Source organism: Saccharopolyspora halophila (genome assembly GCF_039531955.1).
GTDB classification, from domain to species: Bacteria; Actinomycetota; Actinomycetes; order Mycobacteriales; family Pseudonocardiaceae; genus Saccharopolyspora; species Saccharopolyspora halophila.
Genome location: NZ_BAAARA010000001.1, coordinates 61,745 through 76,810 on the forward strand (window position 1 = coordinate 61,745; position 15,066 = coordinate 76,810).

Sequence of the window (15,066 nt, forward strand, 5' to 3'; positions counted from 1 at the left end):
TGTGGCGAGTGGATCCCTGGCCGGAAGTGTCCGGTTCACGTCGTGAGCGGCGGACCCAGGTGGCACCTCGACGGCGGGCGAGCTGCCACCTGGGCCAGCGGTCGTCTCGAACTCGCCGGCGCGTTGCCGGCCGCAGTGAAACGCGGATGTGGAATCGCTGCGCAGACGTCCGCGCCGCTGCGCGGTGGTGCGTGCTGACGCCGGTCCCGAACTTCGCGACCGTGCGCCTCCGTCGTGCCCGCTCAGTTGGCCGGGATGTCGTTCGTGAGCTCGGCGAGCAGCGTGCGGACCTCGGACTCGCGGAAGCGGCGGTGGCCGCCAGGGGTGCGGATGGAGCCGATCCGGCCCGCGGTCGCCCATCGAGTCACGGTCTTGGGGTCGACCCGGAAGAGAGCCGCGACCTCACCGGGGGTGAGGAGCTGCTCCTGGCTGTTCTGGCGGGGCTGAGTCGACGTGGTCACGAGTGACCTCCACTCCTGTGCGACGGGCATTCGGGCATTCCGGTCGCATCCTGGCACCCGGATAGCCAGGTACTCGAACGTTTGGGTTTAGGTAAAGGGAAGGTAAGGGGCAAAACCGGCGCTTCGGGCGGAGGCCGGCGGGGGTGGCGCCGAGCTTGCACTACCCTGGATGACGTGCGCGAACAGCAGGAGAACGAAGCCCCCAAGGCGGACACATCCGGCGGTGCGACCTCCAGCCTCGCCTGGGACCTGACGCTTTACACGCTCGCCAGGTTCGGGATGGTGGCGATCGTCACCGTCCTGCTGATGCTGGTGAAGGTCCCCGCACTGGTCGCGCTGGCGGTGTCCGTCGTGGTCGTGATGCCGTTGTCGCTGCTGGTCTTCCGCAAGCTGCGGCGGCGCGTGGCGATCGGCTTGGCCGAGCGCAACGCCGAGCGGGATGCCCGCCGTGCGCAGCTGCGGGCCCAGTTGCGCGGCGAGCAGGCTCCGGACGCCGGATGATCCACAATGCGGGGATGAGCACCGACATCGACCGCGCTTGCGCACGCACGCGCGGCTGGACCAGCGAGGCCGTCCGGGTCATCGAGGCCGATGCCAACCGGAGTGCGGATACTCACCTTCTGCGGTATCCCCTGCCAGATGACTGGGGAATCGACCTCTACCTCAAGGACGAGTCAACTCACCCGACCGGTTCGCTTAAACATCGCTTGGCTCGATCGCTGTTCCTCTACGCCATCTGCAACGGGTGGGTGACGGAAGACACACCGGTGATCGAGGCCTCCTCCGGGTCCACCGCCGTGTCCGAGGCGTACTTCGCGCGGTTGCTCGGGCTCCCGTTCATCGCGGTGATGCCCCGCTCGACGAGCCAGGAGAAGGTCTCGCTGATCGAGTGGCAGGGCGGCAAGTGCCACTTCGTGGACGAGCCCGGCGCGATCTACACCGAGTCCCGGCGGCTGGCCGCCGAGCTCGACGGTCACTTCATGGACCAGTTCACCCACGCCGAGCGGGCCACCGACTGGCGGGGCAACAACAACATCGCCGAATCGATCTTCGAGCAGCTGCGGATGGAGCCGCACCCGGAACCGGCCTGGGTTGTGGTCGGCGCGGGCACCGGTGGCACCAGCGCCACCATCGGCCGCTACCTGCGCTACCGCAGGCACAACACGCGGCTGCTGGTGGTGGATCCGGAGCGATCGGTCTTCTTCGACGCCTGGCGGACCTCGGACGCGAGCCTCGCCGGTGACGCCGGCTCGCGGATCGAGGGCATCGGGCGGCCCAGGGTGGAACCGTCGTTCATCGGGCAGGCCATCGACCGCATGATCAAGGTCCCGGACGCCGCGTCGATCGCCACCATCCGCTACGTCGAGCAGGTGCTCGGGCGCCGGGTCGGCGGCTCCACCGGAACGAATTTGTGGGGCGTGTTCACCCTGATCTCCGAGATGCTCGAGCAGGGGCAGCGGGGCAGCATCGTCACGCTGCTCTGCGACGGTGGCGAGCGCTACACCAACACCTACTTCGACGACGCGTGGGTCGCCGAGCAGGGCATGGAGCTCGGCATCGCGCACCAGGTGCTGGACCGGTTCCACGCCACCGGGAAGTTCCGGGCAGACTAGGCCGCGTGTCGCGCGGAGGAGGAACCTTGCGTCGTGTCGGTGTGGCCGTGCCGGTCATCGGACTGCTGGCCGGGCTGGGGATGACCGGTTGTACCGGGCAGGTCCCCGGTGCGGGCGCCCCGCCCTCGGGCGCGACCACCACGGAGGAGGGCACCACCACGGCCACCGCCACGCCCTCGTTGACCCGCGAGGTCCCGCCGCAGCAGCGCGAACGGCTCGGCGACCTCTCCGGGCAGCGGATCTGCGGGCTGATCTCTCCGGGCGAGCTCGAGGAGCTGGCCTTCGCGGTGGCGCCGGGCAGGCCCCGCCAGGCCGGTGAACCACCCGTGCGCGGCTGCGAGTTCGCCGCGCCCGAGGGCTCGCGTTCGGTCGTCCTGGGCGCCCAGCCGGAGGGTTACGGCACGCTGGGCACCACCGAGGTCGAGCTCGGCCGGGTAGCGGGCACCCAGGAGCTGCGCGCGGCCGACTGCACCGTCTTCGTCCCGGTCCGCGGCGCCACCCTGCAGGTCTCGGTCGCCACCGGTCAGGCCGACGACGAGACCTGCCAGAACGCGGCCGAGATCGCCGACTACCTGCTGCCCGGGCTGGTCATCTGAACCCGGATCGGGCGAAATCCCGGTCGCGGGAGCTGATCGAGCAGGTCGGTTCGTCCACAGCGGAATACGCTGACCCCGACGCGCGAGCACGGTGATCGGCGACGAACCGGGGTGTGATCGACATGGGTCGAAAGACTTTGCTGGGCATCACCATCGTGTGGGCGGTGCTGATCGGAGCGCTGGCCGCCGGCTTCTACGTGATGACCACCAACAGCGGGACCGAGCTCGGCAAGTCCTCCGACGTGGCCGCCGCCTCCTCCGGGCCCAAGTACGAGTGGTCGGGCGAACAGATGCTGATCAGCACCGAGCCCTCGAACAAGACGGCGGTCTGCCGGATCGTCCCGGAGAACGGGGTCCCCAAGGACATCACGACCTTCCGCTCGGAAACCGCGAACCGGGTCAACGCGATCGAGCCGTGGTTCTCCGGCAAGGCCGAGATGACCTGCAACATGGCCGTCAAGGTCCGCACCGGCGGCGACGTCACCATGTACGAGCTGGCCACCAAGGACCGGCTGGTCCAGATCCTGGTGGTCGTCGTCGCGGTCCTGCCGTTCCTGCTCGTCGCCATCTTCGGCTTCGCGGTGCGCGGCAGGAAGGCGAGCAAGACCGAGGCGTGAGTCAGCCGAAGGCCAGCGCCGCCCCGGTCAGCGCGCCCCAGGCGAGCATGGCGAAGCCGGTGTCGCGCACCGCGGGGATCAGGTGCTTGCCGGTCGCGCCTCCGGCCACCGCCTTCAGCGGCACCACCAGCAGCGGCAGCGCGAGGAAGCCGAGCAGCGCCCAGGAGCTCCGCAGGCTGATCATGATCGTGATCAGAAACGGGATCAGCACCAGCGCGATGTAGAGGGTGCGGGTGTCCCGGTCGTCGAGGATGACGGCCAGCGTGCGCTTGCCGGTCACCCGGTCGGACGGGATGTCGCGGAGGTTGTTGGCCACGAGCACGCCGGTGGACAGCGCGCCCACGCCGACCGAGGCGCCGATGCCGAAGCCGGAGATCGTGTCGGCCTGGGCGTACATGGTGCCCAGCACCGCGATCAGGCCGAAGAAGGTGAAAACGGCGACCTCGCCGAGGCCGGCGTAGCCGTAGGGCTTGCTGCCGCCGGTGTAGAACCAGGCGCCCGCGATGCACAGGGCGCCGATGGCCAGCATCCACCAGTGCCCGCTCAGCGCCACCACGCCGATGCCCGCGAGCGCGGCGCCGCCGAAGCAGCAGAAGGCGGCGGTGCGGACCGAACGGGGTTTGACCGAACCGGAGCCGACCAGCCGGAACGGGCCGACGCGGTCGTCATCGGTGCCGCGGATGCCGTCGGAGTAGTCGTTGGCGAAGTTGACACCGATGATCAGCAGCATCGACACCAGCAACGCCAGCAGCGCGATCAGCGGGTCGAACGAGTCGATGCCCGCGGCCGCGCCGCTGCCGGCGAGCACGGGTGCGATCGCATTCGGGAAGGTGCGGATTCGAGCGCCCTCGATCCACTGCGCGACAGTCGCCATGGGGACATCTTCGCGCATCGGAGGAACGGGCTGACGGGGGACTCTGGACGTCGCGCCGGGAACCGCCCGCGGGCATCGAAGCCGATGGCGCAGCGGGTTCCGCCCGCGTCAGGCGCTCAGCAGGGCCGCCAGCGCGCGGCGGTCCGGTTTGCCCGGCCCGCGCAGCGGGAGCTCGTCGAGGAATTCGATGCGCTTGGGCGTCGCGGCGGCCCCGAGCCGATCGCGGACCGCTGCGCGCAGCGCGGCCACCTGCGGGGGGTCGGCGTCCGGGACGATCGCGGCGACGACCACCTGGCCCCACTCCGGGTCCTCGATGCCCAGCACGCAGCTCTCGCGCACACCGGCCTGCTCGGACAGCACCCGTTCCACCGGCAGCGGGGCGATGTTCACCCCGCCCGTGATGATCATGTCATCGGCCCGGCCGAGGAGCTCCAGCTCACCCTCCCGAATCCGGCCGAGGTCGCCGGTGCGGAACCAGCGGCCCTCGAACGCCTCGGCATTCGGGCGGTGCCGGTATCCGCGGGCCCGCATCGGCCCGGCCAGCAGGATCGGCCCGGTCTCTCCCCGCGCGTCGATCCGGACCTCGGTGATGTCCAGGGGCGATCCGTCGTAGACGCAGCCGCCCGCGGTCTCGCTCATCCCGTAGGTGGTGGTCACCCGGACCCCGGCCGCGCGCGCCCGCTGCAGCAGCGCGGGCGGGGTGGCGGCGCCGCCGAGCAGCACCGCGTCGAACTGGGCCAGCGCGGCCAGGGCTTCGCCTCCGGCGGTGAGCAGCCGGGACAGCTGGGTGGGCACCAGCGCGGTGTAGTGCCTGCCAGGCGCGGCAAGCGCTTCCGCAGCGGCCGCCGCGAAGCTCTCCGGGCGGAATCCCTCGGCGGTGTCCACCGCGTGCGGTTCGGTGCCCGCGATCAGGGAGCGGACCAGCACCTGCATGCCCGCGATGTGGTGCGCCGGCATGGCCAGCAGCCAGGTGCCGCTTCCGCCGAGCCTGCGGTGGGTCGCCTCGGCGGAGGCGCGCAGCGCGCTCGCGGGCAGCAGCACTCCCTTTGCCGTGCCGGTGGAGCCGGAGGTGGCGATCACCAGCGAGGTCGGGTCGTCCGGGTCGTCCTCGGCGGGGGCCAGCGGCCCGGTGAGGGCGGTGATCGCGCTGTCGGCCGAGGTGTTCGGCGGCACCGGAAGCAGCGCGGGGCCCGCGCCGTCCAGCGCGCGGCGCAGCGCGGGCAGGACGTCCAGGGCGCCCGTTCCCGGAGGCACTTCGAGCTGCTGCAGGTCGCGGGCGTTCGGCATGGGGTCCATTGTCGGTCACCGGTGGGGCGGGCAGCCCTCGGCACGCCATCGATCACACGTTCGAGCGATCAAGTGTTCGAACCGGGTGGTCGATGTTCTTGGTGCGAGGAGAGGAGAAGGCGATGCCGAACGTGATCGTGCTGGTGTTCCCGATCTTCATCGGTCATCCGCCGCAACCGGATGCGGGCCAGTCCCGCGCCGGGGAAGGCGCCGGGACCGGCCCGTCGGAGGAGTCGCGTCCGCCAGGGGTGTTCCTGTCCGGAGTCCTGCCGGATCCCGAGCGGGAGCCCGGCGATCCGGAGGTGGCCCTGGCGGACGAGCCGTCAGTAGTACCAGGGGAACGAGGACCAGTCGGGGGTGCGCTTCTCGAGGAAGGCGTCGCGCCCTTCGACGGCCTCGTCGGTCATGTAGGCGAGCCGAGTGGTCTCACCGGCGAAGAGCTGCTGGCCGACGAGCCCGTCGTCGAGGGCGTTGAACGCGTATTTGAGCATGCGCTGCGCCGTCGGGGACTTGCCGTTGATCTCTCGGGACCACTGCAGGGCGGTGGATTCCAGCTCGGCGTGCGGGACGACCTCGTTGACCATGCCCATCTGGTGGGCCTGCTCGGCGGAGTAGGGGCGACCGAGGAAGAAGATCTCCCTGGCGAACTTCTGCCCGACCTGCCTGGCGAGGTAGGCCGAGCCGAACCCGCCGTCGAAGCTGCCGACGTCGGCGTCGGTCTGCTTGAACCGGGCGTGTTCGGCGCTGGCCAGCGTGAGGTCGCACACGACGTGCAGGCTGTGCCCGCCGCCTGCGGCCCACCCGGGCACCACGGCGATGACGACCTTCGGCATGAACCGGATCAGCCGCTGCACCTCGAGGATGTGCAACCGGCCCGCGCGTGCCGGGTCGACCGACTCGGCGGTCTCCCCGTCGGCGTACTGGTATCCCGAACGGCCGCGGATGCGCTGGTCGCCGCCGGAGCAGAAGGACCAGCCGCCGTCCTTCTCGGACGGCCCGTTTCCGGTGATCAGGATGCAGCCGACATCGCTGGTCATCCGTGCGTGATCGAGCGCGCGGTAGAGCTCGTCCACGGTGTTCGGGCGAAAGGCGTTGCGGACTTCCGGGCGGTCGAACGCGATGCGCACGGTGCCCTTCCCAGGGCCGTCCTCGATGCAGCGGTGGTAGGTGATGTCGGCGAAGTCGAAGCCCGCTACCGGCTCCCACAACGACGAGTCGAACAGCTCAGAGACACGGGGATTCTGCACGCCTGGGACAATAGGCCCAGCGAGTGCTCGGCGCGGGGGCCTCCCCCGGGCCACCCGGCGCTTGCACGGATCACGGCGAAGGGGTCGCGCGGCTCCTCCGCCCTGGTCCGACAGGCGATTTCAGAGGTGATCGGTTGAATCCGTCCACGGCCCAGGCTGAGGTCATCGTCGACGAGCTCGTCCGCAACGGCGTGCAACACGTCGTGCTGACGCCGGGGTCGCGCAATGCTCCGCTCGCTTACGCACTGCACAAGGCCGAGCACCGAGAGCGTTTGCGGTTGCACGTGCGCATCGATGAACGCAGTGCCGGATTTCTCGCTCTCGGGCTAGCTGCCCGCACGCGCCGGCCGGTTCCGGTGATGTGCACCTCCGGCACGGCGGTGGCCAATCTTCACCCGGCCGTCAGCGAGGCGTACCACGCCGGCATTCCGCTGCTGGTGATCACTTCGGACCGACCGCCGGAGCTGCGGGCCGCCGGGGCGAACCAGACCATCGACCAGCACCGGATCTACGGATCCGAGGTGCAGTACTTCGACGAGCTCGCCGTCGCTGAGGCGCGGCCGGGTCAGAACGGCTACTGGCGTACGCAGATCTGCCGAGCCTGCGCCGCTGCCGAGGCCGGGCCGGTGCATCTCAACGTGCCGTTCCGGGAGCCCTTGGTACCCGACAAGCCGATGCTGCTCGAGGACGACGGGTGGTGCGAATCGCTCGCCGGACGTGCCGAGGGTTCGCCGTGGACCGATGTCGATGTTCACGGCCGGGCGCCGAGCACGCTGTCCCGGCTGGGGGCGCGGCGCGGTCTCGTGCTCGTAGCCGAGGACGGCGACGTGCAGGCCGCCGGTGAGTGGGGCGCGCGCTACGGCTGGCCGGTGCTGTCCGAGGCGGGTGGGGCCGGCTTGGGTGGTACCGCCGCGATCAGCGCCGGGATGTGGTTGCTGAACCTTCCCGGCTTCCTCGACGAGCACCGCCCGGAGCAGGTGCTGTGCGTGGGTCGGCCGACGGTGTTCCGGCAGGTCCAGCGGTTACTGTCCGACGTGGGGACGGAGGTGCTGCTGACGCACGCGCGGCCGGACTGGCCCGCGCCCGCGCACGACGTGCGCGAGGTCGCCGAGGGCTTCGGCGGCGATCCGGGCCCGGTGGATCCGCAGTGGCTGACGGCCTGGCAGCAGGCCGATCAGAAGGCGGCCGCGGCACTGCACACCGCGCTGGACCTTGAGCGCTGGCCGAACGGGCCCGCAGTCGCGCGCGAGGTCGTCGATGCGCTGCCGCCGGGTGGCCTGCTGGTGCTGGGCTCGTCGAATCCGAGCCGGGACGTCGCGCTGGCCTGCAGGCAGCGGGCCGACGTGCGGGTGCACCGCAACCGCGGTGCGGCGGGCATCGACGGCACCGTGTCGACCGCGGTCGGAGCGGCCATCGGCCACGGCAAGCCCGCCTACGCGCTGCTGGGCGACCTGACCTTCCTGCACGACGGAAACGGTCTGATCCTCGGGCCGCACGAGGACCGGCCAGATCTGACGATCGTGGTGTTCAACGACGACGGCGGCGGCATCTTCAGCCTCCTCGAGCAGGGCGGGCCGGAGCACGCCGAGTCCTTCGAGCGCATCTTCGGAACCCCGCACGGCAGCGATCTCGGAGCGCTCTGCGCCGCGCACGGCGTTGCACACCGGCTGGTGCGCGAACACGCCGAACTGCGCGGGGCGCTGGCCTGGGAGCCGGGCCTGCGGGTTGTCGAGGTGCGCGCCGATCGCGCGGACCTGCGCGATGTCCACCAGCGCTTGCTGGCCGCGGTGCGGTTGGCCGTGCTGGGCTGACGCGTGCGGGGCTGATCGTGCTGGGCGGTCGTCCTCGAACGGTCCCCGGTGGGACGGCCGGTGCGGGGACCGAGCTGAGCCGGTGAGGCCGCACGACGCGCGGGCCCCGGGATTGCACCGGAATCGGGCCCCGGACTCAGGAGATATTTCAGTTTGAGGTTTGCGGGGCGGTGCGGTGGCGGAACCTGACGCGTCGTGTGGCTGCGGGATCCGCTTCTTGAGTAGCCACCTACGCGGCGTCGCGGCTGTCCTCGCCACACGACGCGTCAGAACCCGCAGCGGTGCTGACTGAGTCCCTCACCGCATGCGGCTGCCGCCGCATTCTGAAAGGACCCCTCATTCGATCGTGGGCCGCGCACTCGATCAATCCGTCCTACTCTCCTCTTCGGACCGGAACGAGTTCGAGGAGGTGCAGGGTGTTTCGAGGACGGGGCCTGCGGGCGGCGGTCGCCGCGTGCTGCGCGACCGCGATGTTCACCTCGCCGGCGCTGGCCGCGGGTGGGCCGGGTGCGCCGGGTGCGGGCGATGACTACTTCCCCGGCTACGGCAACGGTGGTTATGACGTCTCGCACTACGACCTGGCATTGCGCTACCAGCCGTCCGAGGACCACCTGCGCGGCACCGCGACCATCGTCGCCACCACCACGCAGGACCTCACCTCGTTCAACCTGGACTTCGCGCTGACGGCGAAATCGGTGCGGGTCAACGGAATGCCCGCCGATTTCCGGCAGCACGGGCTCGAGATGACGGTGACCCCGCCCAGCCCGCTGCCCGAGGGCGAGCTGGCGACGTTCGTCGTGGAATACGAAGGCGTTCCATCCACTGTGGACGTCGATGGGAAGACCCCGTGGGTGCGCACCGCCGGCGGAGCCCTGGCGATCGGCCAGCCGGAGATCTCCTCCTGGTGGTTCCCCGGCAACGACCACCCGCGGGACAAGGCGACCTACGACGTGGCGGTGGCCGTGCCGGACGGCACCGAGGTGCTCTCCAACGGCGCGCACACGGGCAATTCCAGTCTGGCGGGCTGGACCACCTGGCATTGGCGCAACAGCGAACCGACCGCCACGTACCTGGCCTTCCTGGCCATCGGCCAGTACGAGCTGCACGCCAGGAAGGGCGCGTTCGGGCAGCCCTTCATCAGCGCCTACTCCGAGCGCCTCGGCGAGCTCGCCGGTCCCGCCAAGGCCAGCATCGAGCGCACCCCGGAAGTCCTGGACTTCCTGTCCGGCCGGTTCGGCGACTACCCGTTCGGCGCGCAGGGCGGTGTGGTTCCCGCCGAGGGGCTGAACTTCGCGCTGGAGAACCAGACCCGGCCCACCTACAGCCACCTCTTCTTCCGGAGCGGATCGAACACCTCTGTGGTGGTGCACGAGAACGCCCACCAGTGGTTCGGCGACTCCGTGTCGGTGGACCGGTGGCGCGATATCTGGCTCAACGAGGGCTTCGCCTCCTACGCCGAGTGGATGTGGTCGGAGGCGCAGGGCACCGGCACCACCCAGCAGCTCTTCGACCACTACTACCGAGCTCACCCCGCCGACGACGCCTTCTGGCAGGTCCTACCGGGCGACCCCGGCCCGGACGACGTGTTCCACGAGGCCGTCTACGACCGGGGCGCGATGGCGCTGCACGCGCTGCGCAACGTCATCGGTGACGCGGCCTTCCAGGAGATCGCCCGAACCTGGGCCGCCGAGCACCGCCACGGCAACGGAAACATCGGGCAGTTCATCGACCTGGCCGAGAAGATCTCCGGGCAGGACCTCGGCGAGCTCTTCGACGCATGGCTGTTCACGCCGGGCCGCCCACCCGCAGACCCGAGTCTCGGTGTCCCGGCGGGAGCGGAGCCCCGCAGCGCCGAGGCTCCGGCAGCGGTCTCCGAGATCGACCGCACGCACGAGATCCTCGCCGGACACGGGTCCGCGCACGGATACGGGTCCGCGCACGGACACGGGCGCTAGCGAACGCCCTCCAGGGCTTCGCGAACCGGAAGCAGCTTCGCCTCCACCTCGGCGACCTCGAGATCGGGCTCCGAGTCGGGAACGATGCCGCCGCCGGCGAAGAGCCGAACCCGGCCGCCGCCGCGTCCGGGACCGGGCGCGGCGGCGGAGCCGTCCTCCTCGAAGGGCTCCTCGGCGGCCTCCACCTGGGCGCAGCGCAGGGCGATGCCGAACTCGCCGTTGCCCGCGGTGTCGATCCAGCCCACCGGCCCCGCGTAGCGGCCGCGGTCCATGCCCTCGAGCTCGGGGATCCGCCGCACCGCTTCCCGGGTGGGCGTTCCGCCGACGGCCGCCGTGGGATGCACCGCGGCGAGCATGCTCAGCAGCCCGGTCGCACCGTCCGGGGTGTCGGCGAGCTTGCCCTCCACGTCGGTGGCCAGGTGCAGGACGTTGCGCAGCCGTAGCACCTGCGGTTCCGCGGGCACCTCGAGTTCGCTGCAGAACGCGCGCAGCGCGTCGGCCAGCGACCGGGTCGCGTAGGCGTGCTCCGCGCGGTTCTTCGCCGAGGTGAGCAGCTCGGTGGCCAGCTCGTCGTCGTCCCAGCCCTCGCGAGGCCACACGGTGCCTGCGAGCACCCGCGAGCGCACCGCGTAGCCCTGGCGTTCCAGCAGCATCTCCGGAGTCGCGCCGAGCAGGCCGTCGACCGCGAAGGTCCAGCAGCTCGGGTAGCGCGCGGCCAGGTTGTGCAGCAGGAACCGCTCGTCGAGCGGCTCGGAGGTATCGGCCACCAGGTCGTGGGCCAGCACGATCTTGGCCAGCTCGCCGTCCTCGCGCATCACCCGCACCGCATCGGAGACGGCCTGGCGGTACCCGGACGAGGACAGCCGGCCATCGCTGTAGGAGACCGTGCCGGGCGGATGCACCGGAGCGATCTCGTTATCGGTGTCCGGATCGCCGATGGTGGTGATCCACCGGATGCCGTCGCGCTCGCCGATGACCACCTCGGGGACCACGAGCACCGACTCGCCCGGCTCGGCGGCGAAGGCCAGCGAGGCGAACGCGACCGGACCGCAGCCGGGCAGACCGACCGAATCGTCGATGTCGAAATGCTCGGCCAGCTCCACCCACCACGAATCGGCGTCGGCGAAGCGGTCCGGACCGCTGGTGCATAACCGCGCCGCGCAGCCCCAGCCGACCAGGCCCTCACCTGCGCGCACCCAGCTCAGCGGCGCCCCACCTGGCAGCAGCTCCAGCAGCGGGCGGTCGTGCCGGGCGTCGCCGCGTTCGATTCGTCGCGTCCGAGCCGTCAGCCGCCGGAATGTATTGGCCACGATGGCGAGGGTATGTCGTTGTTTCGCGCGGTGGTGCGCCCAGGACGGTCCGAGTGACCCCGGCCATTCCGATCACCTCGCCGCCCGCGTGACGGGTTCGACGGCAGGCGCTGAGACGTGATCGCGGAGCTTCCTTACAATCGGTAGCCGTGGCAGGCGAGGGGACAACCCAGGACGCGGCCGACCCGGTGAGCAGTGCGGATACTGACGGTGACCGGTCGGTGCAGGAATCGTCTCGTCGCCGGGTGCGCCGTCGCGTCGCCCGCGGAGTGCTGGTGGTCGGCGCGCTGCTGACGGCGATGGGTCTGTCGATGATCCTGGCCTGCTTCATCAACGATCGGACCATCGTGGAAGCCCGGGGCCAGGCGGTCGCCGAGGTGGTGGACACCTCGCCGATCCGCACCGCTGTGCGGTTCAACACCGAGGACGGCCGGGTGTTCCTGCCGCCCAACGGCGTGCTCTACCCGTCGGACCTGCAGGTGGGCCAGCTGGTCCGGGTCGAGTACGACGCGCGCAACCCCGATCTGGTGCGGGTCGCCGGGCGCAACTGGACCGTTTCGCTGCTGCCCGTCGCGAGCTCGCTGGCGGTCGTCTGGGCGATCCTGCTGCCGACGTATTACCTGATCAGGCGCTCCATCCGGGACTGAACGAGTTTCTGACGGGCTCCGTCGGTGTGACACTGGACCTCCGTCAATCGGGGCCGGTGGAGGTCGTGTTGTCGGCCCCGCACCCCTGCGAGGTCGCGTGATGAACATCCCGAGATCGCCCTCCGGCGCGCAGTCGCAGCAGTCGCAGCAGTGGGTGCTGGGCGCGCCGAGCAAGTCGACCGTTGACCGCTCCGTCCCCGACGGCGCCGAGGCCGCCGACCTGGCGCTGTACTCGATGATGCTCGGCGACGACGCGCTGGTGCTCGCGCACCGGCTGGAGCAGTGGGGGATGCGTGCCGGGCTGGCCGAGGCCGCCGCGCTCGGCGGTATCGCGCTGGAACTGATCGCCCAGGCGCGGATCCTGCTCGCTCGCGCCGGTGAGCTGGAGGACGCGGGCCGCGACGAGGACCAGCTGACCTACTTCCGCGACGTCGCCGAGTTCCGCAACGTGCGGCTGGCCGAGATCGACTGCGGTCCCGGCCAGGGCGGCGACTTCAAGACCACGGTCGCCCGGCTGCTGCTGCTGTCCACCTGGCGGTTGGCCGTCTTCGAGCGACTCGCGGGTACCCGCGACCCGGTGCTGGCAACGCTGGCCGCCCGGTCGATCCCGGTGCTGACCGAGCACCGCGATCACGCCGCGCAGTGGGTGATCAAGTTCGGCGACGCTGCGTCCTCCGCCGAGCGGATGGCCGCCGAGATCGCGCGGATCTGGGCGTTGACCGCGGAGCTGTTCGTCCCGCACCCGGTGGAGGCCCGGCTGTCCGACGCGGGCTGCGCGGTCGATCCGGCGCAGGTGCGCGGTGATGTCCGGCGGGGGCTCGACGAGGTCTTCTCGGTGGCGCGGCTTGCCGGTCCCGGCGAGTTCGGGGAGTTCCGCCGTCCCGGCGGCCGGGACGGCGCGCACACCGTGGGCATGGCGTTCCTGCTGGCCGAGCTGCAGCACCTGGTGCGCGGCACGGTCGGCGTCGCGGGCGACCCCGGGGTGCCCCGGCGTCCGGATCCGGGCGAAAGCGGCAGTGCGCCGCCGAATTTCTCGCCAGATTGAGTATTTCCCCGCACGACTCGAGCGGCCGCTGGGAGGACCCTGGACAGTGCTGTGGCGGTGATGAGGTCTTCGGGCCGTTAGGGGTCGAGCGGAAGGGCACAACTCGGAGATGGACGCACTGTGGCTGCACCTGCTCGTCGGCGTGCTCGCGGGTTGTGCCGGAGCCGGACTGGTCCTGCTGGTCCGCGATCGCCCGGCTGCCCCGGGGCCTCCGCTCGCCGCGGAGACTCCCGCCGAAGCGCCGGCCGATCCCTGGACGCTCGCGGTGCGCCGTTGCGAGCAGGCCGTGCACCGGGCGGAGCAGGCCGTCGACGCGATGTCCTCGCGCGCGTCGCGCAACCGGTTGCAGGCGGTGGTGCGCCGGATGGACGCCGAGCTCCCGGACGTGCGGGTGCTCGCCGAACTCGGCAAGGGGCTGACCGGTGACACGCGGCGCGACATCGAGGTCGCAGGCCGGGTGCGCGCTCAGCTGGCCGACACCGGGAACCGGTTCGCCGAGGTCACCGAACAAGTGCTCGAGGTGGTCGCCGAACCGGAGCACGTCGACCGCCGCGCCTCGATCCTGCGCGAGCGGTTTCCGCTGGTCCAGCCGTTGTCCGCGGTCCTATCCGAACCGGTCTCGGCTTCCTGACCCCTCAGACCAGCCCGGTCAGTCCAGCACGCTCCTGGGCGCCGGTGCCTCGGCGTCCCGGCTGGTGGCCTTCTGCCACCAGTCGTGCACGTGCGCGGCCGCGCCGGGGGCCGCGACCAGCAGCCCGTCCCGGGGCAGCCGGTCCGGCTCGCCGCGGCGATCCAGCACCGTCGCGCCGGACTCGGTGGCCAGCGCCAGCGCACCGGCCACGTCCCATTCCTGGTAGTCGTCGAGCACCGCCGCCACCGCGTGACCCAGCGCGACCTGGGTGATCGCCAGCGCGGGCGAGCCCAGTAAACGCACTCCGACCTGTGCTCCGGCGGCGTTGGTGATGAACCGGTCCATGCCCGGCCACGGCCCGTTGCGGGTCAGCTCGGTGCACACGATCCCGCCCCGGATCTCGGTGTTCTCCGGCAGCCGCACCGGCGTGCCGTTGGCCCGCATCCCGCGATCGCGGGCCGCCGCGTAGATCTGGGTGCGATACGGATCGGCGACCACGCCGACCACCGGCCCGTGCTCGTCCAGCATCGCCAGGCTGTAGGCGCACCACGGTAATCCGGCGACGTAGTTCGCGGTGCCGTCGACCGGGTCCACCGACCACCGGAAGCGCGACTTCTGCTCGCCCCGGCCGTGCTCGCCGTCGAACTGCTCGCCGAACTCCTCGCCGAAGACCGGGGTGCCCGCGAACTGCTCCGCCAGCACTCGGCGGGTGTGCCGTTCCAGGGTTCGGCCGGTGTCGCTCACCCAGTCGAAGGGCGACTCGGAGGGTTCCGGACGTGCGCCTCTGCCCGCGGTCGCGGTGATCACGTCGGCCGCGTCGTTGGCGAGCCGACCGGCGACATCGAGCGCCCGCGAGACCAGCGCGGGTTCGATCCGGGCAGGCGGGGAAGGCAGGACCGTCATGCCGCCTCAGGCTCCGCGAATCGAGTGACCGCCGTGCAACGGCGAGGTGTCCGGCCGGGGATGCGCAGG

15 protein-coding genes are annotated in these 15,066 nt (G+C 71.1%); 9 read left to right on the forward strand and 6 right to left on the reverse strand.

Annotation, left to right across the window (positions count from 1 at the left end; translation table 11 throughout):
* Window positions 1-242: 242 nt before the first annotated feature.
* The gene (locus tag ABD289_RS00330; protein ID WP_425564510.1) at window positions 243-461 is read right to left on the reverse strand and encodes a BldC family transcriptional regulator; all 219 of its coding nucleotides are present in this window, start codon (window positions 459-461) and stop codon (window positions 243-245) included.
* A 174-nt stretch (window positions 462-635) separates the two neighbouring features.
* Between ABD289_RS00330 and ABD289_RS00335 the strand changes: the two genes are divergently transcribed.
* The 4 genes from ABD289_RS00335 to ABD289_RS00350 all read left to right on the forward strand — a co-directional run bounded on the left by ABD289_RS00335 (window position 636) and on the right by ABD289_RS00350 (window position 3,287).
* Window positions 636-962: a DUF4229 domain-containing protein gene (locus ABD289_RS00335; protein ID WP_344125152.1), complete on the forward strand. Its 327-nt coding sequence runs from the start codon at window positions 636-638 to the stop codon at window positions 960-962.
* A gap of 14 nt (window positions 963-976) precedes the next feature.
* Window positions 977-2,074: an L-cysteine desulfhydrase Cds1 gene (gene cds1 / locus ABD289_RS00340; RefSeq protein ID WP_344125154.1), complete on the forward strand. Its 1,098-nt coding sequence runs from the start codon at window positions 977-979 to the stop codon at window positions 2,072-2,074.
* Window positions 2,075-2,100: 26 nt separating this feature from the next.
* On the forward strand, window positions 2,101-2,670 hold the full coding sequence (locus tag ABD289_RS00345) for a DUF3558 family protein (RefSeq protein WP_344125156.1): 570 nt from the start codon (window positions 2,101-2,103) through the stop codon (window positions 2,668-2,670).
* Window positions 2,671-2,792: 122 nt separating this feature from the next.
* Window positions 2,793-3,287, forward strand: a complete 495-nt coding sequence (locus ABD289_RS00350; RefSeq protein ID WP_344125158.1) for a hypothetical protein — start codon at window positions 2,793-2,795, stop codon at window positions 3,285-3,287.
* A gap of 1 nt (window position 3,288) precedes the next feature.
* Here the strand turns inward: ABD289_RS00350 and ABD289_RS00355 are convergent, their stop codons facing one another.
* The 3 genes from ABD289_RS00355 to ABD289_RS00365 all read right to left on the reverse strand — a co-directional run bounded on the left by ABD289_RS00355 (window position 3,289) and on the right by ABD289_RS00365 (window position 6,695).
* Window positions 3,289-4,161, reverse strand: a complete 873-nt coding sequence (locus ABD289_RS00355) for a 1,4-dihydroxy-2-naphthoate polyprenyltransferase (RefSeq protein WP_344125160.1) — start codon at window positions 4,159-4,161, stop codon at window positions 3,289-3,291.
* A 108-nt stretch (window positions 4,162-4,269) separates the two neighbouring features.
* A complete protein-coding gene (menE, locus tag ABD289_RS00360) occupies window positions 4,270-5,448 on the reverse strand; it encodes an o-succinylbenzoate--CoA ligase (RefSeq protein WP_344125162.1) in 1,179 nt (392 codons plus the stop codon).
* A gap of 323 nt (window positions 5,449-5,771) precedes the next feature.
* Window positions 5,772-6,695: a 1,4-dihydroxy-2-naphthoyl-CoA synthase gene (locus ABD289_RS00365; protein ID WP_344125165.1), complete on the reverse strand. Its 924-nt coding sequence runs from the start codon at window positions 6,693-6,695 to the stop codon at window positions 5,772-5,774.
* A 134-nt stretch (window positions 6,696-6,829) separates the two neighbouring features.
* Here ABD289_RS00365 and menD point away from each other — a divergent pair, with 134 nt between their 5' ends.
* Both menD and ABD289_RS00375 read left to right on the forward strand, forming a co-directional pair.
* Window positions 6,830-8,506 (forward strand): 2-succinyl-5-enolpyruvyl-6-hydroxy-3-cyclohexene-1-carboxylic-acid synthase, encoded by a 1,677-nt coding sequence (gene menD / locus ABD289_RS00370; protein ID WP_344125168.1) that lies wholly within the window; start codon window positions 6,830-6,832, stop codon window positions 8,504-8,506.
* Between the two features lie 416 nt (window positions 8,507-8,922).
* Window positions 8,923-10,461, forward strand: coding sequence for a M1 family metallopeptidase (locus ABD289_RS00375; RefSeq protein WP_344125170.1), 1,539 nt, complete (start codon window positions 8,923-8,925; stop codon window positions 10,459-10,461).
* Here ABD289_RS00375 and ABD289_RS00380 read toward each other — a convergent pair.
* On the reverse strand, window positions 10,458-11,771 hold the full coding sequence (locus tag ABD289_RS00380; RefSeq protein ID WP_344125172.1) for an isochorismate synthase: 1,314 nt from the start codon (window positions 11,769-11,771) through the stop codon (window positions 10,458-10,460). The two genes, ABD289_RS00375 and ABD289_RS00380, sit on opposite strands and share 4 nt — an antisense overlap.
* Before the next feature lie 221 nt (window positions 11,772-11,992).
* Here ABD289_RS00380 and ABD289_RS00385 point away from each other — a divergent pair, with 221 nt between their 5' ends.
* The 3 genes from ABD289_RS00385 (at window position 11,993) to ABD289_RS00395 (ending at window position 14,094) form a co-directional block, all read left to right on the forward strand.
* Window positions 11,993-12,418, forward strand: a complete 426-nt coding sequence (locus ABD289_RS00385; RefSeq protein WP_344125174.1) for a DUF3592 domain-containing protein — start codon at window positions 11,993-11,995, stop codon at window positions 12,416-12,418.
* 100 nt (window positions 12,419-12,518) lie between these two features.
* Window positions 12,519-13,463: a 1,2-phenylacetyl-CoA epoxidase subunit PaaC gene (gene paaC / locus ABD289_RS00390; RefSeq protein WP_344125176.1), complete on the forward strand. Its 945-nt coding sequence runs from the start codon at window positions 12,519-12,521 to the stop codon at window positions 13,461-13,463.
* A 109-nt stretch (window positions 13,464-13,572) separates the two neighbouring features.
* A complete protein-coding gene (locus ABD289_RS00395) occupies window positions 13,573-14,094 on the forward strand; it encodes a hypothetical protein (protein WP_344125178.1) in 522 nt (173 codons plus the stop codon).
* Window positions 14,095-14,112: 18 nt separating this feature from the next.
* Here the strand turns inward: ABD289_RS00395 and ABD289_RS00400 are convergent, their stop codons facing one another.
* Entirely contained in the window at window positions 14,113-14,997 is an 885-nt protein-coding gene (locus ABD289_RS00400; protein WP_344125180.1) for an inositol monophosphatase family protein, read from the reverse strand.
* Window positions 14,998-15,066: the final 69 nt, after the last annotated feature.

Coding starts and splice junctions, on each gene's coding strand:
- menE (WP_344125162.1), bottom strand. CDS start 5,448: ATGCCGAACGCCCGCGACCTGCAGCAGCTCGAAGTGCCTCCGGGAACG.
- ABD289_RS00350 (WP_344125158.1), top strand. CDS start 2,793: ATGGGTCGAAAGACTTTGCTGGGCATCACCATCGTGTGGGCGGTGCTG.
- ABD289_RS00400 (WP_344125180.1), bottom strand. CDS start 14,997: ATGACGGTCCTGCCTTCCCCGCCTGCCCGGATCGAACCCGCGCTGGTC.
- ABD289_RS00355 (WP_344125160.1), bottom strand. CDS start 4,161: ATGGCGACTGTCGCGCAGTGGATCGAGGGCGCTCGAATCCGCACCTTC.
- ABD289_RS00395 (WP_344125178.1), top strand. CDS start 13,573: ATGGACGCACTGTGGCTGCACCTGCTCGTCGGCGTGCTCGCGGGTTGT.
- cds1 (WP_344125154.1), top strand. CDS start 977: ATGAGCACCGACATCGACCGCGCTTGCGCACGCACGCGCGGCTGGACC.
- paaC (WP_344125176.1), top strand. CDS start 12,519: ATGAACATCCCGAGATCGCCCTCCGGCGCGCAGTCGCAGCAGTCGCAG.